We start from the raw sequence: 20,896 nt of genomic DNA on the forward strand, positions 1-20,896 counted from the left end.
ATGGATTACGCTTTTTGACTAAACATATCTTCACTGAACAAGGTTAATGCCAGTACTAACGCATCTTCTCGGCCTGTTTTCGTTGGATAATAATCTTTACGCACAGTCGCCTGTTGAAAACCAAGTTTGTCATACAGATGAATAGCAGAAGCGTTCGATTCTCGCACTTCCAGCCATAGCGTTGAAATCCCTCGATTAACAAGGTCGTTAATTAATCTTTCTAATAACATACGCCCATAGCCACGCCCTTGAAAATCAGGGTGAATAGCTATGTTGAACAGCGTTGCTTCATCTAAAACATATTGCGTTATTGCATACCCAACAATTTGATTATTAACTGATATTTTTAGGTTATGGTACTTTTCACCTTGGTTTCCATAAAAAACTCGCTCAGTCCACGGAAAATCATGGCTTAACTTTTCAATTAAGAAGGCTGTGGCGAGATCAGATTGCTTGAGTGTTGAAATTTTCATCATATTGATAAATTTGTTTCCATAGTGCCTGTTTAGCATTGCTGCTTGCTATCAGTTCAGACAAAACAGGAGAAATAAATGTGACTTTTGAACCCTCGGGATGAATGCCATCCCCTATCACCCAACAAGGTATTGTTATTGGTGTTGGAATGAGTTTGAGCTGATCAGAATTAATGCATACAACGTCAATCTCATCGATCTTCATTGTGAGAAAAATATCTTTTAGCAGCTGGCTGTTTAAATCAAGGTTCTCATCAGTGATAATAATAAGCTTAGTCGACTCAGGAATGCGTACACCACGTTCACCACGTAACACAGTCGGATTTCTCACCATCCATTGAGTGATCCCCATTTGTTCTAAAAGTCTGTCACGTCGTGTCATTGCTTTACCCAGTCGTTAGTTAACAACCACATCTTATCAAAGGGGATTAATAGCGCCAACAGAGCAATGCTATTTATCTTTTTTCTGGTAAGGTAGTCCGCGTGGTTATATTCATTTTAGGAGATAGACAGAATATGTCATTACTGACACCCGCCAGCGAAGTTATTCAACGCCATTTAGAGCACTTTACCGATCGTCATGTTCTTTTGGCAGGCGATATTCAGGATGAACTGGGCGCAATTTTAGAAGCCGCCAGCGTGCGCGTGCTCACTAACCAGTACCATCGCTGGAAAAACTTACAGCCGGCATTGGGTGAAAATGTTCTGTTTGCTTCAACAGCAACCGCGGAATTCGTTAAACCTTGCGACACCTTAATTTACTTTTGGTCTAAGAACAAACAAGAAGCCGCGTTCCAACTTGATGACTTATGTACCCATCTTGCTGCTGGCAGCCAAATTTTTATCGTCGGCGAAAATCGCAGTGGCGTAAAAAGTGCCGAAGCGATTATGGATGGGATTGCAACACTGCAAAAAATTGACTCGGCACGCCGTTGTGGGCTCTATTATGGTGAACTCGAGCAACCAACCGAATTTGATATTAAACGCTGGTGGCGTAACTATCAGGTTGATAGCGTGAAAATTCATGCGCTTCCTGGTGTATTCAGCCATAACGAGTTAGATATCGGCAGTGATTTACTGCTATCCACATTAACTGAGCCAATGAGTGGTAATGTGCTTGATCTGGCTTGTGGTAACGGCGTACTCGCTGCGGTTATCGGCTCACAAAATCCGGATGTCACCTTAACTCTGAGTGATGTCAGCGCATCCGCGATTGATTCCGCTACAGCAACATTAGCAGCCAACAACCTTACCGGAAAAGTGATCCCAAGCGACGTCTATTCCGATGTTGATGATAAATTTGATTGGATCATTTCAAATCCACCGTTCCATGATGGGATCAACACCAGTTATAACGCGGTAGAAACACTGATTTTCCAAGCACCTAAGCACCTGAAAAAAGGCGGACGCTTACGGATCGTGGCGAACGCATTTTTACCATATCCTGATCTGCTGGATAAAGCGTTTGGCGGCCATGTGGTTCTGGCTAAGACAGGTAAATTCAAAGTTTACGAAGCCATTAAGCGCTAAAACGACGGAATTATCCCATTGTCGATTTTGTGTCTAACGGTCAACTTTATAAGTTGGCCGTTTTTTCATCAAACAAGATAGCGTTGATAAAAATTTATTGACGTCTGCGCAAATTAGCCTAAAATCCGCACCGTACTATTGATGCATGAGCAATTATGCAAAAGAGTTAGTATTGCGAGGGTGGCGGAATTGGTAGACGCGCTAGCTTCAGGTGTTAGTGTCCTTTGGACGTGGGGGTTCAAGTCCCCCCTTTCGCACCACTTACTCTTCATAATTTCAATTATCTATGCGTTGACTGCTCTTCGCTATTCGTATCACATAGTTATCTATGCTCAACGGAATAGCGGCGTTTGTCGCCTTTATCTAATTGAAATTCTTTTGAGTAAGAAAGCTCATATCATAATTTCAATTATCTATGCGTTGAGCATGATATAGACAAGTATCAATAGAAAGAATTTTGACAGTATTTGCGAGGGTGGCGGAATTGGTAGACGCGCTAGCTTCAGGTGTTAGTGTCCTATGGACGTGGGGGTTCAAGTCCCCCCTTTCGCACCACTGTTAATGATTCGTAGCCTTAATCTTGAAAAATTCAATCTTCAGATATTCAATTCTCAATAGCCATTCACGCAATATTCCTAACCGAGATATCGCTTAGATAATCTTAGCTTCGCATAATAAAAATCAGCAAAAAACAGCCTAAAGACATCACTGCTGGAATAATTAATAAGCGGCGAGAACCTCGATTAAACAGCATGCCTGCCGTCGCAATCATCAAGGTGATCATCGCCACTTTCAGTGGATCAAACCCCATATTGCTTAGCAAATACATAATACTCAGTAACACCACCGCGAAGACGCCCCACAAACCAGCACCAATACGCCGCAACCCTGTCGCTTTTGATACGCTAGTTCCCATAACGCCTCCCATTTATAGCTAACGAGTTTTTAGCTAACTCTTAATTAGCCTATAATTTTGCTAAAGATGATAATGATTATCAATAATATCTGCGTTTCTATAAAAATCAATCAAATTTTTGTGGGGAAAAATATCTCCCCACGGTGAAAACATCACTCAAAAATACAAACAAAGTGAATATCCTCAGGCTCTAGCGCAAACAGTTCAGGATCTGGCTTTTCGAGCAGTTCACAGCCCATATATTGATAAAAATGCACCGTATTTTCGGAAGGGGTTGCAGAAATATACAACCCACCAGCGCCTTTCTCCAACGCCCTCTGCTGACAAAGTTTGAAAAGCTGGCTACCCAGCCCTTCACCACGATATTGGTGACTAACATGAAGGAAAGAAAGTTGTAACAGATCCTGATTTTCTCCTCGCCATACGTTATCTAAACTCGCCGCCGCAATCAGTTTTTCGTCATCAAAAATACCAAAGAAAACGGCACCATTATCATAACTTTTCAGTAAATGTGGGGTGTATGCATCGGTTTCACCTTCCGGCCAACCTTTCATATCAAAACGCTGAGCGGAAAGAACTAATTTTCCTTGTTGGTGAAGATAAAGGTGTTCAATCAATTCAGTTCTATCAATCGACCACACATTTAGGATTTCATCCCGCGTGAGTTCACGTACTTCTCTCATTATTATTGTTCTCTTTGTTAGGATATAAATATTATATAAATCGGATACATAGAGAGCATACAGACTACACAATAAAAAAGAAATCAGGGCATGAATAAGGAAACTTAATGAGGATTTATTGGACTTTATAAACAAAAAAGTTCTCTGCAGCATCCTGCCACAGAGAACTTTTAACTACAGGGGTTGGTTTATTGCTTCAATCCCATCGCATCACGCATGGTAAAGAACAAATCGGTTTGGTCGGTCAGACCCATCACGTTCGCGGCATGTGGACCATAAGCTGCAACACGTAGCTGAGCACCTGTATGCTCCTGTGAATCTTCTTCTTCGGAGTTACCGTAGTTCACGGTCATCACGGTACCATCTTTAGTAATCAGCGCTTGAGTTAAGCCTGATGACTTAGTTCCGTCTGGAATAATTTGACTAGAATGCGAGTGGTCAGCCGTCACGATAACCAACGTATCACCGTGCTTCTTAGCGAAATCTAATCCCACTTGTACCGCTTGGTCCAGTGAGACAGTCTCACCGATTTGACCACATGGATTCGCTTTATGATCCTGTTTATCGATAGATGCGCTTTCAACCTGTAAGAAGAAGCCATTCGGATTTACTTTCAGTAAATCAATCGCTTTTTCCGTCATTTGCGCTAATGTCGGTGCATTCGGGTCTAACTTAGAATTCGGTTTACACTCTAAAGCTGCATTATTTAAGTTGCCGTGATAAGTGGCTTTTGGACCTTCCCACGCCACGGTCATATTGCCATCATGGAACAGGCCTAACACTGGCTTATCTTGGTTAGCTTCTTTGATTGCATCGAGTGACTTAGCATCACGAACGATAGTGAATCCACGCTCTTCCGCTTGTTTTTCCAAGGTTTTTCCTTTGTAATCACCCGCTTTAGCTTCCTGCTTAAAGCTTTTTGCACCACCACCTAATGTGACATCGGCGCGGGTGATCATTAACTGTTCAGAGATAGAACCACGACCGCCATTTTCTAATGCATTAGTTGCACATTTTTCACTGGTTTCTTCTGGACCGTAACATTTACGCCCCGTCACGTGAGCAAATTGAGCCGCTGGCGTTGCATCTTGGATTTCCGATGTCGTCACGTTGCCCGTTGCTTTGCCATTACGTTTTGCAATTTCAATCAATGTGTCATGGTCGTTACCAAACACATCAATCCCTAAAGCGCCGTTATAGGTTTTCACACCGGAAGACCATGCAGTTGCAGATGCCGCAGAATCAGTTACATAGTCTGGTTTTTGTGTTTTCCTGTCTAATGCGTAATGGGTGTATTGCCCAGTGATTGGCAGTGCATCGATTCCTTTAAAGAAACCGCCAGCGCCTTCTGCATAGTTACGTGCGACGGTAATTTCAGAATCACCCATACCATCGCCGATAAATAAAATGACGTTCTTTGCTTGACCATTATGCAGTGCTGCTTTCATGATATCCGTCTGTTCAGTCGATAAACGGCGAGCACCACCAAATTTAGTGATATCCCCTTTTGCAGCGCGACTTTCTGAAACTGCATCATTTTTATCCGCAGCATAAGTTGGGATTGCAGTTCCTAGAATTAACGTACTTACGGCGACGGCTAACATAGATTTCATAAAATGACCTGTCATAAGTTTTATCCTTGCCAATCAATAAGAAGAGTAAATAAGTATGCTTCGAATAGTTGACCAGCATGCTAGAGCAGCTAGATGACAGTTGAATGACGATTTTATGTCGATATAAAGATGATTGTCATAAATGCGAAACGCCCGATTTGGGCGTTATGGATGAGAAATAGCTTGGCTCATGAGCTGTGAAATCAGTTGCAGTGCACTCAATAAACGGTGACGCTGCTGCTCAGTCAAACGTAAATAACGCCGAGCAGCTGGGATCCGACTAACCATTTCCGATGCGGTATAAGGCTCAATGTCACACCGCCAAACCCCATTTTTGACAGCAATATGACAATGAGTGAAGTCTAGCTCTTCGAAAGTTTGGCGGATCACAGGGTACTGCTCCAAACTTTCGACCAAACGTTTCCCATCCGTTTGTTGTGTCGTGAACTGAACGTGTTTTTTCCGCGCAGATCCTGCGGTTTTCACATCAATCTGTGCCACCAGCGCACTATCACATTTACCTGAAACTGCAAAACGGCTATGCACAATAAACGCCATAAACAAGGTTTTTACACGCTCAGTCACTTCCACTTTAATGCCTTGAGGTAATTGGATGAGGAGCATTCCAGGTGCCCCCCATTCACAAACATAAGGGGCGATATCTTTCTCTATCCGATTTAACGTTAACCCCGCTTGATACCCTGTCGGGAGGCGCTTTTGGGTTAACTTTTTCCACCATGGTGACTTAGGCAAGGTTACGTAAAGGCTCAAGTTCCACCTCCTCTGCATTGTCATCTTCAAATGAGTTGGATAATACTTGTTCAACCGGAACAGGTTTAAATGGATTCACTTTCTGCACTAACACGGTCCAACCTAATGCATAACTCGCGGTTAATCCCAACATAATGGCAAATGGGATATACACATCCGCTTTATTCATGCCTGGCGGCGTGATGTAAACAATCGCAAGGATGATCCCCACACTCGAAATAATTTGTGGGATAGGGAAGAATGGTGAGCGATAAGCACGATGTAAATCAGGTCGACGAATACGCAATAGCACCACAGAAATCGTCACCAATAAGTACGCCGTTCCCCACGAACACACAGCCGCCAGCACCAACGGGATAATTCTGTCTAAATCCCCTTGGATAGCAAATGCGTGTAAACATGGGATCATCACCGCCACTAAAATACCGAACACTGGCGTTTTAAAACGAGGGTGTAAATAAGCGAATACCTTTGGTAATGCACCATCTAACGCCATACCGTAAAGAATACGCGGAACCGCTGCCATTAAGGTGTTGATGGTCGCCCCACCCGCCAGCAACAATGCAATCCCAATCCAGTATTTACCGAAGTCACCCATAATTTGTCCAGCAAACGCAGGAATAGCCATTGGCGTTTCTAATAGACTCACACCATTTTGCGGATCGACAATCACGTTTTCGACTTGGTTAGTCAGTGCTGCACCAAACAAGAACATACAGAATGCTACGCCACATAAACCAATCGCCATCGCACGCGGGATCACTTTGGCTGAGTTTTTAATTTCAGGCGCCATCGGTGTCACTAACTCACAGCCGACAAACATAAACATCGCCATTCCCACAAAGCTAAGAACAATGGTCGGGTCAGAAATATTCAGCCCTTGACCAAACCAGCCTTCTGCGGAAACGTGAAATGGCATCAGCAAACCGCAAATACTGAAAATCACTAGCGTGCTCCACATAGCAAATGTCAGCACAACTTCCACTTTACCAAAAGCTTCGATACCAAATGCATTCAGTAAGCCGAATGCCACGACTAAACCAACACCCACCATCCAAGAGGAGTTGTTGGTTTCCAGCACTGTATTCAGGCTTTCAAAGTTCACTAATGCCATAATACCGGACAGAATGGTCTCTGCGGTGCCAGCAAAAACGTGAACAATCAGATACGCAGACAGCGCCCCTGTAATCGCCCAAAAACGGCCCATACCGCAGGAGATATAGTCGTAAACAGAACCGGAGGTTGGTAAAATTGCCGCCGCTTCAGAAAATGTGGTTAATTGAGCCTGCATCATGATAAAGCTCAGTAAAACAGCTAAGGCAAAAGTATCACCGCCGATCCCAAAACCACTGGTTACAGTGAGGATCACAGGGCTTGCCATAATCACGCCAACCGAACTGGCGAGCGTTGTTGGAAAGCCGACCTTACCTTTTTCAATATGTGATGTTAATTTTGAGGATAAATTCATTTTGCTTCCCTCTCTCTGCTCACAGCCCGAATTGTGAATTTTTTGTAAAAATGAAGTGACTGTATTCTCACTATAGAAATAAGCACAAACATGTCGCCATCGTCCTTTAGAACGATACCCAGAGAGAGGGGCGCGCGCAGAGTCCAAGACGAAAAGTACCCTTTTAAAATTCAAATAATATAATAATCATTGAAATATCAATGGTTAGTTGAAAATTACCTCATTAATATATTAACAAACACACTACGAAAGATACCCAAAGGCAGCAAACTCCCTCTAAGTGATAAAAAACAAGTTTTGAATAGTGTAATCAAGCTCACGTTATTAACATGTTTACTTTATGTTAATTGAATTAAATTGCATGATAGTAAACTGTATATTTTGATGGGGTATGATGATGGTTCAACCGCTATTTAGTAAGAGTCAACAGGGCTTAATCGACTGCTGCCTAAATACAATTGCCCATATCATTCCAATTTCTGCGGCGGTTTATTATCTGGTGAATGAACACTGGCAGCCAGAAAACCATGTACTGTATGGGATTTCCGCACGTATGCATGAAGAGTATCTCTCGGCCTTTTCCCAGCACGATCCCTTACATCCCGACCATTTTCGCGGTGAGGATCTCCGTTTAGTGAAGATGCCGATGGAAATGCGTCAGCACGATCAAACCTTCTTCCATGATTTTATGCAGCCGAACCATATCGCGGATATGGCAGAGATTTTTATTCGCCGTAAAAATAAGATTGTGGCGGGAATTTCCGTGCTACGCGATACGCCATTTACGCCAGAAGAGGTGATTAGGCTCAATGCAATCTTACCGATTGCGGAGCTTATGACATTTGATGTGCGACCTGATTCTCTGGTTTCCTATACCCCGAAAGAGCAGGAAATTATTCACTTAGTGCGAGAAGGCGCCAGTAATAAACGTATTGCGTTGCTATTGGGCGTTTCGCTTTCCACCGTGAAAACCCACCTTCGTAATATTTTTACCAAAGCCAATGTAAGCAACCGGACTGAATTAGTTTCATCTGGATTTATTATCCGCCAAGATAAAATTCTATAAAAAATCCCGGCACATTGGCCGGGAAAACTGTTGCTTTACAGAAAAAACAAAACCACTAACGCTCTAATAACGCACCATGACGGACTTTAATTCAGTGTAGTGTTCGATAAATGCACTACCAAATTCACGACCAATTCCAGACGACTTAATGCCACCGAAAGGCACTGCTGGGTCGAGGAAAGTGTGCATATTCACCCAAACGGTTCCTGCTTCAATTTGTGAAACCATGCGCATTGCTTTACTAAGATCATTCGTCCACACGCTCGCCGCTAAACCAAATGGCGTGCTATTCATCATCGTAACCAGCTCTTCTTCATCATCATAAGCTAAGAAGGTACCGATAGGACCAAATGTCTCTTCTTTCATTAACACATCATCTGGGCCATTTGCGCGAATAATCGTAGGCGGTACAAAGTAACCCGCTCCAGCAATTGGCTGCCCGCCATAGACAATTTCGCTACCATCTTGGCGTGCTTTTTCAAATAGGCTTAAGATCTTATCGTAATGGGCTTTATTGGCTAATGGCCCCATTTCTGTGGTTTCATCTAATGGAGAACCAATCTTTATTGCCGATAAACGCGCTTTTAGTTCGTCCAGAACCGCATCCATCAATTTAGATGGAATATAGAAACGCTCCGCGGCTGCACAAATTTGCCCTTGGTTTAAATAACCTGCTTCAATGATGCCGCTCACAATCTTATCCACGGATAAATCCGCTAAGAATGCTGCACCATTTTTACCGCCCAATTCTAATGTGACGCGAGTCAGTTTGCCTTCCATCGCTGAGCGCCCTACCGCCAATCCAGTCGGAACAGAGCCTGTAAAGGTCACTTTCGAACAAAGTTCATGGCTGATTAAAGCAGCTCCCACTTCGCGACCGCCACCATTAACGATGTTAATCACGCCATCGGGAATACCCGCTTCTTTAGCGAGTTCAGCCACGCGTAACATGGTCAAAGGGGTAAACTCACTTGGCTTCAGTACAATCGTGCAGCCACATGTCAATGCGGCTGCTAATTTCCAAATGGAAATCATAATGGAGAAGTTCCATGGAATAATCCCCGCAACCACCCCGACAGGCTCACGCTGGGTGAATGCCGAGTATTTTTCGCCATTAAATGATGGCAAAGAAACATTCAAGGTTTCACCGCTAATTTTGGTTGCCCAGCCCGCAAAATAACGTAAAAACTGCGCCGCTGATCCTACTTCCAGAAAACGTGATAACTGAATGGTTTTCCCAGAACTTAAGGTTTCTAATTGCGCTAATTCTTCTAAGTGTTTTTCGAGCAAATCCGCTAAACGATTCAAACAGTTGCCTCGTTCCATCGGTGTGGTATTTGCCCATGAGCCTTTAAATGCGGCATATGCCGCATTCATCGCTGTATCAACTTCTTCGCGAGTCCCTTCTTTCACTTTCGCAATCACTTGCTCGGTGGCTGGATCCACGACTTCAAAATAAGCATCTCCCTTGCCAGAAACAGGCAATCCATTAATAAAATGGCCGTGTTGACGGTTCAAGAATTCTCTAACTTCTGGTAACAGGGTTAACTCACTCATCGTTATCTCCACCTCGTTAATTTATCGAATTACGCATTCACGCAGGCTAAATAGTGTTTTACAAAACGTGGTGTGCTGATTTCCCAAAGTACTTCAGTGCCTTTGGCTGCAAACCAAGTGTCGCCTTTGTGGTATTCCACGGTGACACCTGTTTTCACGTCAGTTAATTTCACCGAGCCTTCATGGACAGTTGCCATTTCATCAAATGGGTAAACCATCTTAAATTTACCTGTTGTACACGCAAAAATACCGCAAGTCAGATTATCTGTTGGCTCGCCGTGGATCATCGCCACGCTTGCCTGTGGGTCGCCTTCAACAACCACAGAACCTAAATTGCTCACGCTACCAATGTTCAGTAATTCAGGAAGTGCTTTGTTTAACAGTAATGGGCTGATCATCTTTCTTACCTTCTCTTATGTAATAAAATCAAAAATGGACATTAAATTTAGGAAAACTTAGCGGCGACCTTGCCAATATCCTGATAACTGATGCCAACACTTGGCAAGTGACACAATGGCATTGCGCATGCTGTCTTTCCCCATAATGTCAGCATGAGGAATCGAGCTCATCAGATCATAACGGCTGGAGCCTTCAACCATCCCCTCAGCAAGCACCTTGCACACTATCTGGCTCGGCGTAACACCAAAGCCCGAGTAGCCTTGCACGTAGAACACGTTTTTATGACCTGGGATCGTGCCAATTTGCGGGAACAGGTTGGCACTGCACGCCATTGGGCCACCCCATGCCAGCTCGATTTTGACGTCTTTCAGGTATGGGAAAACATTCAGCATCAATTTACGGTTCCACTCTTTCAAGTCAGATGGAATGTATTCTAAAAAGTACGTCGAGCTACCAAATAGCAGGCGATTTTCATTGGTCACACGGTAGTAATCGATGACTGGGCGAATATCGCTGTATGCCCCACGAATTGGGCTAATACGTTCAATCAGTTCATCAGAAAGCTCTTCTGTCATTAACTGATAGGCATAGGTGTTAATTGTTTTTGGGTATAACGTTGGCTCAAGACCATTCAAGAAACCATCACACGCCCACAACATTTTTTTCGCTTTTACGGAGCCCATCGCGGTACGAACCGTTACCGTATCGCCATACTCAACATTTAATACTTGGCTGTTTTCAAAAATTTTTGCGCCATATTCACTCACTGCTTTCGCTTCCCCCAGTAACAGGTTAAGTGAGTGAACATGCCCGCCGCCCATGTGTTTGATCCCACATGTATAAGCGTCAGATCCGATGATCTGCTTTAAATCTGAACCTGCATAAAATTCAATTTCTTCATCTGGCGCGACGGCCTTAAAATCCGCCAGCCAACTGCGCAGGGTTTTCTCTTGGCGCTTATTGCTACCTAAATAGGCGTAACCATGGCAAAAATCCGCATCAATATTGTATTTGGCGATACGGTCACGCATGATCCCCGCGCCCATGTTACTCAGTTTAAAAATCGTTTCTAAACCTTCAGAACCAACATGCTTTTTAATCGCGTCTAGGTCATGACCAATACCGGCCATCACTTGCCCACCATTGCGCCCTGTGCCACCATAACCAAGATGACGACCTTCCAAGATAGCAATGTTGGTAATGCCCTTTTCACACAATTCCAATGCTGTATTAATTCCTGAGAATCCCCCCCCGATGATCACGATATCTACATCAATGTCTTCTTTCAAGGTTGGGAATCGCAGGTCATATTTTTTGGTTGCTGAGTAATAAGTTAATGATTCTACTTGGTTATTCATAATGGATACCCTATCTAGTATCTTGCAATAACCTTGATTATCTTAACCTATCATTAACAGTTACATAGCCCTTTAGGGATATTCGAAACATAAAGTTAACATTTGTGACGTGGATACAATATTTACTTATAAACAAAATTAAATCAATTTAAATCTTTTATGTTTAAATTCAAAAAGATAAATATTTATTATTATATTAATAGAAAATATTACATATTCTGATAAAGAGAGAAGACAAGGAGTGTTTTACTACTGAAAGTAAATTGTAATTGATTGAAAAATAAAACTTATTTTAACGCCTTAGTTTAACCATCTGATATATACCAGAAATAAACTAACCCCACTCAATTACTGTTTTATTGGAGTCATTAACAAATTAAACAATTCAACTTGAGAGTTGATCTCTAATTTTTGATAGATATTCTTACGGTGATTTTTGACAGTACCCAAGCTAATAAACAGCGCTTCGGCAATTTGCGGGGAACCTTTACCTTCCAAAATTAATTCAACAACCTCACACTCTCTTGGCGTCAAACCAAAGCAAGTCTGTAAGTCAGTATTGCGGTAATGGCTAGAAACTGAATTAGGGACTACTTCCTTATGTAATCGAGCAATACTTCGAATAATATCAAAAGCTTCTTTTAATGAGGCTTGTTTATTTTCGTCTGAAAGAAAAGGTTGATCTTCATTACCGAAGAAAATACCTAATTGCTTATCGGCTGATAGCTCCAGCAATAAACCCGCCTCATCACACCACCCCGTCTTACGATAAAAATTAAGATAATAATCAGTATGATAAAATCCTTTCGGTGCCACGTCTTTCAATGTTAGCACCTTAGAGCTGCCACCCTTTTGTAGCTCTTGATAGAAAGGATCCATCAAATAGGCGCCACGCTGATAAATACGATTGATACTGTCGCTATTACGCTTTTCAACTTTTGACAGAAAGCGCGGTGCACCTTCTTTTTCGAAGGCATAGATAATGGCGTTATCAAAAGCCACAAAAGAGGACAGCCATGACAACAAATTAGGGTAAAACTGGTTGGTTGCCACGGAGTCAATAAGGTCAGGTAATTTATGCAGATAATGATCCATTCAGCCCTCGCTCATTAACTTATTAATAATTTATCACCGTGTATATTCAGGCGAACTATAGCCCTATAAAGACCATATTCTGAGAGGAAGCTCAATTTTTTTGTTATTAATATGTTAATTAACTCACATTATATGCTATAAACATTAATAATATTTTATCAATTATTTAATAAGTTGAAGGCGAGTTCTAAGGGAGTACAGGAAGGGTAAAATAGAGCAGCCCCGAAAGGCTGCTAGAAAACTATTTATTAATAATGGCTTTCAGTTTGCTGTAACGACGGATCAAACGCCATTTTAATTTCAGCGTTGTGGCATGCTTCCAAACAATATCCCAGTAACCTTTATCAAAAAACAGCTGGACCATCTGCTTTTGCGTTTCCGGTGATTTGATGGCTAATAGCGCTAAAACAACCCCTAAACCTTCTTTCCCTACTTGCCATAGACAGGCAGGAGCTTGTTTCACTTCCTCAGGATGACGTTTATAGATATCCATCAACATATCCAAGATCTTCAGGTAGGTATTGATCTTACGTACTGAGCGCTCATCTCCGGTTAAAGAGTGAGAAACAGATTGGTTATGGATCAGATATTCATAATATTGTTCATTGATAAACTGCACGCGTTTGGCAACCAGCAGCATTTCGGTAGTCCAAGGAATATCTTGATGGTGCAATCTAGGTTCAAAGGTAAAATTGTGTTCTCGAATTAATGACAAACGATACAGATTCAACCATGTTACATGGAGAAATTTACGGGAGCTCAAGCCAATTTGTAGCCATTGAGGACCCGTAATCACGCCAGTAGAAGGCACTTTATTCGGCGGGAAAATAGCCTTCGGAGCATCTCCATTAGTGTAAACATAAGTACCATTACACGTAGCTACGTCCAGATCACCCGCTAAGGCAATCTCTAATAAGCGGCCATACATTCTGGCATCAATTTCATCATCAATATCAGGGAAAGTGATGTATTTCCCTGTTGCGACAGCCATTCCAGTATTACGCGCAACGGAAACACCACCATTTTCCTGAGTGAGTACTTTGAAATTCTCAAACTTATCTTCGTATTGACGGATCACGGATTCGCTATCATCTTTTGAACCATCGTTCACAACGATCAGTTCCCAGTTTTCGAGTTTTTGGGCAATTAAGCTGTCAAAAAAATGGGGTAAAAACTTTTCGCCGTTATAAACCGCAACAACGATACTCAATACAGGCTGAAGGGACATGTTTAACCTTACGCTCATTAAAAATGAATGATAATGACAAAATATATTCTAGTTTTTATGAAAAATTCATAATTCAATCAAAACTGTTATGATAACGGCAACTTTACCTAATTCTATTATTACTCAAATTATCAAATCGCTGTGAACTAATTTTGGCTTCTCTTACCTAAGAGATGTCAATTATACCTCACCTTAACAAAAGGATCCTCCTGTGGCTGGAAGTAGCTTACTTGCCTTATTAGATGATATCGCAGCAGTTCTAGATGATGTGTCAGTGATGACAAAAATGGCAGCAAAAAAAACGTCCGGTGTTCTGGGGGATGACCTCGCTTTAAATGCTCAACAAGTCACTGGCGTTCGTGCCGAAAGAGAGATCCCTGTTGTCTGGGCTGTCGCAAAGGGCTCCTTCATCAACAAACTCATTTTAGTCCCACTCGCATTATTGATTAGCGCTTTCATTCCGTGGGCAGTCACACCATTATTAATGATTGGAGGCGCATATCTCTGCTTTGAAGGCGCTGAAAAACTTGCCCATAAATATCTACATAAACATGAGACTTCACCGTCAGAAGCTGCACGAGAAGCGCAGCCCTCAGAACAAGAAATAGCGGCATTTGAAAAACAAAAAATTAAAGGTGCAATCCGTACTGATTTTGTTTTATCTGCGGAAATTATCGCTATTACCTTAGGTATCGTTTCTTCAACAACTCTCCTGAACCAATTTGCAGTTTTATCAATTATTGCCATTGTCATGACTGTCGGGGTGTATGGGTTAGTTGCTGGTATAGTCAAGCTAGATGACTTAGGCTTCTATCTACAGAAAAAAGCATCTACTTTGCTACGTAAATGCGGTAATGGGTTAATTTATGTAACCCCTTATTTAATGAAAACATTATCCGTTGTAGGGACGGCAGCCATGTTTATGGTCGGAGGTGGGATACTCACTCACGGAATTACCTATCTACACTTATGGATCGAAAAAATAGCAGAAAAGACAGGTAATATCGGTGTTATTGGTAATACACTACAATTTTTAACTCCTTCCATTCTTAATTTAATTTTTGGCCTAGCTATCGGTTTACTTATTGTTTTCATTATTAACTTTTTTGCTCGATTTAAAAAAACAAAATAAAGCTAAAAACTGACTAATATCCTTAGATACATTATGGTAATAGTCAGTTTATTTTGTATCAGGATAAAGGAAGAATGCCAACACTTTACCGACGATTTTCGATCATCAACCAAGTTATTGGGTTAATGCTGCTTATTGCTGTTTTGGGCATTATCGGTATGACGATTTCCAACCGCATGATCATCAGTGTACAAGGCAACGCGCATGCCATTAACACATCAGGTTCCTTGCGCATGCAAAGTTACCGCCTACTTTCTTTAACGCCCATAAACCAACATAACCAAAATTACCTTGATGAGTTAGAGAAAGACTTACTCAGCCCCGAGCTCACCCAAGTGGTTAAAATTGAAAATCTCACACCTGAATTTAATAAAATACATGAATTTTGGCTGAACACTTTAAGACCCGCACTCACTAAGGCATCTTCGCCTGATGATGCCCGCTATGAAGTTATTACTTTTGTTAATATGCTCAATGAGTTAGTTCATAACATTGATGATAAAACTGAGAAAAAAATCGCTTACGTTGCGATGACTCAGTTGATTTTTATTAGCTTAGTCTTTTTGCTATTGATGGGGACAATCTGGCATTTGAGACGAAAAATTTATTACCCATGGATGAAGCTACTTTCTATGGTTAATGCCATTGGGCGTAAAGATTTTACTCAGCGCTATCCCATGAAAAATAATAAGCAAGATGAACTCAATGCCCTAGGTGAAACCCTTAATCATATGTCTGATGAGCTGGCGCAAAGTTATCACCAACTCGAAGAACGTGTAGCAGAAAAGACCGCAGACTTACTCGCTAAAAACCGTGTTTTGTCATATCTTTATCAATCAAATCAAATATTACACTCATCGGAAACGCTTTATTCAAGATTACAAAAAGTTCTCGCGGAGCTGAAAAACATTACACAGTTAGAAAACTTGCGACTCAAATTATATGAAGATAGCAATGAACAATATTTCCATGAAATCTCTTATGCCACAACCAATCTCGAAATAGATAAAGCAAAGCTACCTTCTACTAATCAGCATCCATTAAACTATGATCAATTAAACAATGCTCCAGCAAAAGAATATCAAACGTTACAGTGGGATCTCTCTGATAACATGCACCGATATGGTGTAATTATCGGTGAAATTGAGCAAAAACAACCATTTTCTGATGAAAAAAACAGATTGGTTCTTATGCTCGCGAAGCAAATTTCAGGTATGCTCACCATGGAGCAACAGATAGAGCAACAACAACAGCTGCTGATTATGGATGAACGTGCCGCGATTGCCAGAGAGCTTCATGATTCTATCGCGCAATCACTCTCATGTTTAAAAATGCAAATTAGCTATCTGCAAATGCAACCAGAACCATTACCAGAAACAACTCTACATTTGCTCAATGAGATGCGTACAGAAATTAATACTGCATACAGTCAGTTACGGGAATTATTGACGACTTTCCGCTTGAAACTCACAGAATCAGGATTATTACCTTCACTCAAAAGCACTTTAGGTGAATTTAGTGGGCGTATTGGCTTTAATATTCAACTTAATTATGAAATTCCAGCGAAAAGTATCTCGCCACACCAATCTATCCACATAATACAAATTATTCGCGAAGCACTAAGTAATATTCTGAAGCATGCCAATGCAACTTGGGCTAAAGTTTCATTAAGCCAACATAGAGGCACCGTCATCATTACAATTGATGATAATGGCAATGGTATCGATGACAATCCAAATAAACTTAATCATTATGGCCTCATAATTATGAGAGAAAGAGCACTTAGCCTGAATGGCGAGTGTTACATTACTCAACGTACAGAAGGGGGAACCGAAGTGAAAGTTACATTCCCTTTATCTGATATTTAAAACATCTGACATTTAGAACATTTGATATTTAAAACACCGGATCAAATCATTCATGGAGACTAAAAATATAATGACCGAAAAATCAACGATCCTACTTATTGATGATCACCCAATGCTCCGAAATGGTGTAAAACAGCTGATTAGCTTAGAGCCTTCACTTCAAGTTATTGGTGAAGCTGGTGATGGCAAAACGGGTATTCAGATAGCAGAAGAACAAGATCCTGACCTGATCCTTTTAGATCTCAATATGCCCGGAATGAATGGTTTTGAAACCCTAGATGAGCTCAGAAAACGCGAACTGTCAGGTAGAATTATTCTCTTTACCGTATCGAATTATAGTGACGATTTGATCAGTGCGCTTAAGCGAGGTGCGGATGGTTATTTACTAAAAGATATGGAACCTGAAGAACTCATTATCGCACTCAAAGAAGCTGCAAGTGGAAAAATGGTGGTTAGCCCAACATTAACTTCTGTTCTTGCGGAATCATTAAGAGAAAATCAATCACAAAATGAAAGCGATGCTGCCGCACTAACGCCAAGAGAATCTGACATTTTAGAGCTTATAGCTCAAGGATTATCAAATAAAATGATCGCGAGAAATTTAGACATCGCAGAGAGCACCGTAAAAGTACATGTAAAACATTTACTTAAAAAACTAAATCTAAAATCTAGAGTCGAAGCCGCTGTCTGGGTACTCCAACAAAAATAATATTTTTTTATCATACCGTCTTCATTCATAGCTAAATGATCGATTCATCTAGCTATGAATGCACTTTATCAATCTCCCATTGCAAATTAGCAAAGGCTATTAATAGCTCTAATCTACAAGTCATTTTTTTCCAGTTATAATAAGCTTGTTTTTGACTCTTACTGATACAGATGACCACTATGATAGAAGAACAGCTTATTTTAGTTAATGAACAAGACACGCCGATTGGTAGCATGCCAAAATTACTAGCTCATCAGCAAGGCTGCCTGCATCGTGCATTTTCTATCTTCATTTTTAATCGTAAGAACGAATTACTCATTCAACAACGCGCCTTTCATAAATATCATTCTGCTGGACAGTGGGCCAATTCCTGCTGTAGCCATCCAAGGGCACAAGAAGATACTCATGATGCAGCTTTACGTCGCTTAGCTGAAGAACTCGGTTTTTCAACTTCATTAACTCATGTTGGTGAGTTTATTTATAAAGCGGATGTTAATGGTGGGCTAATTGAGCATGAGTATGACCACCTATTTGTGGGGTACTATGATAATCAAGTCATTCCTAATCCTGAAGAAGTCGGAGCTACCCGCTGGGTTAGCCTTGAAACCTTAGCCCAAGAAATCAGTGCTCATCCTGAAAAATTCACTCCATGGTTCAAAAAAATCTGGGAAAAATACCCGTTACTGCATTTTTCTTCCTAATCCTTCTTCTATATTGCGTCAACTGCATACATTCATTTTCTATCTGCCACAGAGAGTCTTTTAATAAGCATTAGAGACTGTAATCGATAGTCTTTAGTCTTAATTAGATCAATGGAAGGATCTTAATGTCTGTTTGAGATCTGATTCTGGCGTTAAGTGACCACATCACACGAGAAATTTTTCTGTCGAAATAATCTGTTATTAGCGAGACTTGGTTATTAACCTTGAGATGATGGTATTGCTTTTTTTGTTGGATAACTACAGTGATGCCCCACAGATGGTGATACTCCAAAAGCAAGAAACGTAGAGTTTAGGGAGCTTTCGAGATTCGGCGATAACTTTCTCGATCATCACGCCTCAGAGGATGACAATCTGGCCTTTTATCGCCTATTTTTCATGCCCTAAACGCAAAAAAACCACCCAATGGGTGGCTTCTCGGCTAAATTAATGTCTGGCAGTTCCCTACTCTCACATGGGGAGACCCCACACTACCATCGGCGCTACGGCGTTTCACTACTGAGTTCGGCATGGGGTCAGGTGGGACCACCGCGCTATTGCCGCCAGACAAATTCTGTTTATTCCCGTTTAGCCTTTAATCACTAAACCAGAATATCAATCCTGAACAAGCTGTTGTGTCCACCTTTCGGCGTCCCACTTCATTGAATCAACTTTAATCTTTGTCTCTCATCCCTAAAACACCTTCGGTGTTGTCAGGTTAAGCCTCACGGTTCATTAGTATTGGTTAGCTCAACGTATCGCTACGCTTACACACCCAACCTATCAACGTCTTAGTCTTAAACGTTCCTTTAGGACCCTTAAAGAGTCAGGGAAGACTCATCTCAAGGCAAGTTTCCCGCTTAGATGCTTTCAGCGGTTATCTCTTCCGCACTTAGCTACCGGGCAATGCCATTGGCATGACAACCCGAACACCAGTGGTGCGTCCACTCCGGTCCTCTCGTACTAGGAGCAGCCCCTTTCAATCTTCCAACGCCCACGGCAGATAGGGACCGAACTGTCTCACGACGTTCTAAACCCAGCTCGCGTACCACTTTAAACGGCGAACAGCCGTACCCTTGGGACCTACTTCAGCCCCAGGATGTGATGAGCCGACATCGAGGTGCCAAACACCGCCGTCGATATGAACTCTTGGGCGGTATCAGCCTGTTATCCCCGGAGTACCTTTTATCCGTTGAGCGATGGCCCTTCCATACAGAACCACCGGATCACTAAGACCTACTTTCGTACCTGCTCGAGCCGTCACTCTCGCAGTCAAGCTGGCTTATGCCTTTGCACTAACCGCATGATGTCCGACCATGCTTAGCCAACCTTCGTGCTCCTCCGTTACTCTTTGGGAGGAGACCGCCCCAGTCAAACTACCCACCAGACACTGTCCGCACCCCAGATAATGGGGCTACGTTAGAACATCAAACATTAAAGGGTGGTATTTCAAGGTTGGCTCCACGCAGACTGGCGTCCACGCTTCAAAGCCTCCCACCTATCCTACACATCAAGGCTCAATGTTCAGTGTCAAGCTATAGTAAAGGTTCACGGGGTCTTTCCGTCTTGCCGCGGGTACACTGCATCTTCACAGCGAGTTCAATTTCACTGAGTCTCGGGTGGAGACAGCCTGGCCATCATTACGCCATTCGTGCAGGTCGGAACTTACCCGACAAGGAATTTCGCTACCTTAGGACCGTTATAGTTACGGCCGCCGTTTACTGGGGCTTCGATCAAGAGCTTCTCCTTACGGATAACCCCATCAATTAACCTTCCAGCACCGGGCAGGCGTCACACCGTATACGTCCACTTTCGTGTTTGCACAGTGCTGTGTTTTTAATAAACAGTTGCAGCCAGCTGGTATCTGCGACTGGCTTCAGCTCCATGGGTAAACCACTTCACCTAATGCCAGCGTGCCTTCTCCCGAAGTTACGGCACCATTTTGCCTAGTTCCTTCACCCGAGTTCTCTCAAGCGCCTGAGTATTCTCTACCTGACCACCTGTGTCGGTTTGGGGTACGATTAATGATAATCTAGAGCTTAGAGGCTTTTCCTGGAAGCGGGGTATAAGCTACTTCGCCACCGTAGTGACTCGTCATCAGACCTCAGCATATAGTGAACCGGATTTGCCTAATTCACCTGCCTACATCCTTAAACCGGGACAACCGTCGCCCGGCCAGCCTAACCTTCTCCGTCCCCCCATCGCAATTATCACCAGTACGGGAATATTAACCCGTTTCCCATCGACTACGCATTTCTGCCTCGCCTTAGGGGTCGACTCACCCTGCCCCGATTAACGTTGGACAGGAACCCTTGGTCTTCCGGCGTGCGGG

General features: G+C 42.3%; 16 protein-coding genes, 2 tRNA genes, 2 rRNA genes and 2 pseudogenes. 8 read left to right on the plus strand and 14 right to left on the minus strand.

Features of this window, described 5'->3' with window-relative positions:
- Positions 1–5: 5 nt before the first annotated feature.
- Entirely contained in the window at positions 6–467 is a 462-nt protein-coding gene (gene rimI / locus GKR74_RS05320; RefSeq protein WP_336431300.1) for a ribosomal protein S18-alanine N-acetyltransferase, read from the minus strand.
- Positions 352–855: pseudogene (locus tag GKR74_RS05325) on the minus strand (DNA polymerase III subunit psi). Before GKR74_RS05325 ends, rimI begins: the two are co-directional and overlap by 116 nt.
- Positions 856–989: 134 nt before the next feature.
- Here GKR74_RS05325 and rsmC point away from each other — a divergent pair.
- The 3 genes from rsmC (at position 990) to GKR74_RS05340 (ending at position 2,558) form a co-directional block, all read left to right on the plus strand.
- Positions 990–2,003, plus strand: a complete 1,014-nt coding sequence (gene rsmC / locus GKR74_RS05330) for a 16S rRNA (guanine(1207)-N(2))-methyltransferase RsmC (protein WP_154602809.1) — start codon at positions 990–992, stop codon at positions 2,001–2,003.
- 174 nt (positions 2,004–2,177) lie between these two features.
- Positions 2,178–2,263, plus strand: a tRNA-Leu gene (locus GKR74_RS05335).
- Positions 2,264–2,472: 209 nt separating this feature from the next.
- Positions 2,473–2,558, plus strand: a tRNA-Leu gene (locus GKR74_RS05340).
- 106 nt (positions 2,559–2,664) lie between these two features.
- Here GKR74_RS05340 and GKR74_RS05345 read toward each other — a convergent pair.
- The 5 genes and pseudogenes from GKR74_RS05345 to GKR74_RS05365 form a co-directional block, all read right to left on the minus strand.
- Positions 2,665–2,919, minus strand: a complete 255-nt coding sequence (locus GKR74_RS05345) for a DUF1435 family protein (RefSeq protein WP_036950193.1) — start codon at positions 2,917–2,919, stop codon at positions 2,665–2,667.
- Between the two features lie 158 nt (positions 2,920–3,077).
- Positions 3,078–3,602: pseudogene (locus GKR74_RS05350) on the minus strand (GNAT family N-acetyltransferase); the annotation flags it as partial.
- A gap of 188 nt (positions 3,603–3,790) precedes the next feature.
- Entirely contained in the window at positions 3,791–5,230 is a 1,440-nt protein-coding gene (gene phoA / locus GKR74_RS05355) for an alkaline phosphatase (RefSeq protein WP_154602811.1), read from the minus strand.
- 150 nt (positions 5,231–5,380) lie between these two features.
- Entirely contained in the window at positions 5,381–5,986 is a 606-nt protein-coding gene (locus GKR74_RS05360; RefSeq protein ID WP_230086586.1) for a DUF3156 family protein, read from the minus strand.
- Entirely contained in the window at positions 5,961–7,454 is a 1,494-nt protein-coding gene (locus tag GKR74_RS05365) for an APC family permease (protein WP_154602812.1), read from the minus strand. Before GKR74_RS05365 ends, GKR74_RS05360 begins: the two co-directional genes overlap by 26 nt.
- A 397-nt stretch (positions 7,455–7,851) precedes the next feature.
- Here GKR74_RS05365 and GKR74_RS05370 point away from each other — a divergent pair, with 397 nt between their 5' ends.
- A complete protein-coding gene (locus GKR74_RS05370) occupies positions 7,852–8,520 on the plus strand; it encodes a helix-turn-helix transcriptional regulator (protein WP_154602832.1) in 669 nt (222 codons plus the stop codon).
- A 63-nt stretch (positions 8,521–8,583) separates the two neighbouring features.
- Here the strand turns inward: GKR74_RS05370 and GKR74_RS05375 are convergent, their stop codons facing one another.
- The 5 genes from GKR74_RS05375 to GKR74_RS05395 form a co-directional block, all read right to left on the minus strand.
- The gene (locus GKR74_RS05375; RefSeq protein WP_154602813.1) at positions 8,584–10,077 is read right to left on the minus strand and encodes an aldehyde dehydrogenase family protein; all 1,494 of its coding nucleotides are present in this window, start codon (positions 10,075–10,077) and stop codon (positions 8,584–8,586) included.
- Between the two features lie 29 nt (positions 10,078–10,106).
- Entirely contained in the window at positions 10,107–10,475 is a 369-nt protein-coding gene (locus GKR74_RS05380; protein WP_154602814.1) for a cupin domain-containing protein, read from the minus strand.
- Positions 10,476–10,532: 57 nt separating this feature from the next.
- Complete coding sequence (locus GKR74_RS05385; RefSeq protein WP_154602815.1) at positions 10,533–11,834, minus strand: NAD(P)/FAD-dependent oxidoreductase; 1,302 nt, start codon at positions 11,832–11,834, stop codon at positions 10,533–10,535.
- Positions 11,835–12,182: 348 nt separating this feature from the next.
- The gene (locus GKR74_RS05390) at positions 12,183–12,929 is read right to left on the minus strand and encodes a helix-turn-helix transcriptional regulator (protein WP_154602816.1); all 747 of its coding nucleotides are present in this window, start codon (positions 12,927–12,929) and stop codon (positions 12,183–12,185) included.
- Between the two features lie 241 nt (positions 12,930–13,170).
- A complete protein-coding gene (locus GKR74_RS05395; RefSeq protein WP_154602817.1) occupies positions 13,171–14,157 on the minus strand; it encodes a glycosyltransferase in 987 nt (328 codons plus the stop codon).
- A 211-nt stretch (positions 14,158–14,368) separates the two neighbouring features.
- Between GKR74_RS05395 and GKR74_RS05400 the strand changes: the two genes are divergently transcribed.
- The 4 genes from GKR74_RS05400 (at position 14,369) to idi (ending at position 18,567) form a co-directional block, all read left to right on the plus strand.
- On the plus strand, positions 14,369–15,289 hold the full coding sequence (locus GKR74_RS05400; protein ID WP_336431299.1) for a DUF808 domain-containing protein: 921 nt from the start codon (positions 14,369–14,371) through the stop codon (positions 15,287–15,289).
- 74 nt (positions 15,290–15,363) lie between these two features.
- Entirely contained in the window at positions 15,364–17,157 is a 1,794-nt protein-coding gene (narX, locus tag GKR74_RS05405; RefSeq protein WP_154602818.1) for a nitrate/nitrite two-component system sensor histidine kinase NarX, read from the plus strand.
- A 70-nt stretch (positions 17,158–17,227) separates the two neighbouring features.
- Positions 17,228–17,866, plus strand: coding sequence for a two-component system response regulator NarL (gene narL / locus GKR74_RS05410; protein ID WP_230086564.1), 639 nt, complete (start codon positions 17,228–17,230; stop codon positions 17,864–17,866).
- Between the two features lie 179 nt (positions 17,867–18,045).
- Positions 18,046–18,567, plus strand: coding sequence for an isopentenyl-diphosphate Delta-isomerase (gene idi / locus GKR74_RS05415; protein ID WP_154602820.1), 522 nt, complete (start codon positions 18,046–18,048; stop codon positions 18,565–18,567).
- Between the two features lie 449 nt (positions 18,568–19,016).
- Here the strand turns inward: idi and rrf are convergent.
- Both rrf and GKR74_RS05425 read right to left on the minus strand, forming a co-directional pair.
- A 5S ribosomal RNA gene (gene rrf / locus GKR74_RS05420) occupies positions 19,017–19,132 on the minus strand.
- Between the two features lie 146 nt (positions 19,133–19,278).
- A 23S ribosomal RNA gene (locus tag GKR74_RS05425) occupies positions 19,279–20,896 on the minus strand; the annotation flags it as partial.

The sequence above is a fragment of the Providencia sp. wls1914 genome, assembly GCF_009706645.1.
GTDB lineage: Bacteria > Pseudomonadota > Gammaproteobacteria > Enterobacterales > Enterobacteriaceae > Providencia > Providencia zhijiangensis.

Bases quoted from the DNA above. Each gene is read 5' to 3' on its own strand.
- narX (WP_154602818.1), top strand. From the start codon at position 15,364: ATGCCAACACTTTACCGACGATTTTCGATCATCAACCAAGTTATTGGG.
- GKR74_RS05345 (WP_036950193.1), bottom strand. From the start codon at position 2,919: ATGGGAACTAGCGTATCAAAAGCGACAGGGTTGCGGCGTATTGGTGCT.
- idi (WP_154602820.1), top strand. From the start codon at position 18,046: ATGATAGAAGAACAGCTTATTTTAGTTAATGAACAAGACACGCCGATT.
- GKR74_RS05385 (WP_154602815.1), bottom strand. From the start codon at position 11,834: ATGAATAACCAAGTAGAATCATTAACTTATTACTCAGCAACCAAAAAA.
- GKR74_RS05380 (WP_154602814.1), bottom strand. From the start codon at position 10,475: ATGATCAGCCCATTACTGTTAAACAAAGCACTTCCTGAATTACTGAAC.
- GKR74_RS05395 (WP_154602817.1), bottom strand. From the start codon at position 14,157: ATGTCCCTTCAGCCTGTATTGAGTATCGTTGTTGCGGTTTATAACGGC.
- GKR74_RS05390 (WP_154602816.1), bottom strand. From the start codon at position 12,929: ATGGATCATTATCTGCATAAATTACCTGACCTTATTGACTCCGTGGCA.
- narL (WP_230086564.1), top strand. From the start codon at position 17,228: ATGACCGAAAAATCAACGATCCTACTTATTGATGATCACCCAATGCTC.
- GKR74_RS05375 (WP_154602813.1), bottom strand. From the start codon at position 10,077: ATGAGTGAGTTAACCCTGTTACCAGAAGTTAGAGAATTCTTGAACCGT.
- GKR74_RS05365 (WP_154602812.1), bottom strand. From the start codon at position 7,454: ATGAATTTATCCTCAAAATTAACATCACATATTGAAAAAGGTAAGGTC.
- rsmC (WP_154602809.1), top strand. From the start codon at position 990: ATGTCATTACTGACACCCGCCAGCGAAGTTATTCAACGCCATTTAGAG.
- phoA (WP_154602811.1), bottom strand. From the start codon at position 5,230: ATGACAGGTCATTTTATGAAATCTATGTTAGCCGTCGCCGTAAGTACG.
- GKR74_RS05370 (WP_154602832.1), top strand. From the start codon at position 7,852: ATGGTTCAACCGCTATTTAGTAAGAGTCAACAGGGCTTAATCGACTGC.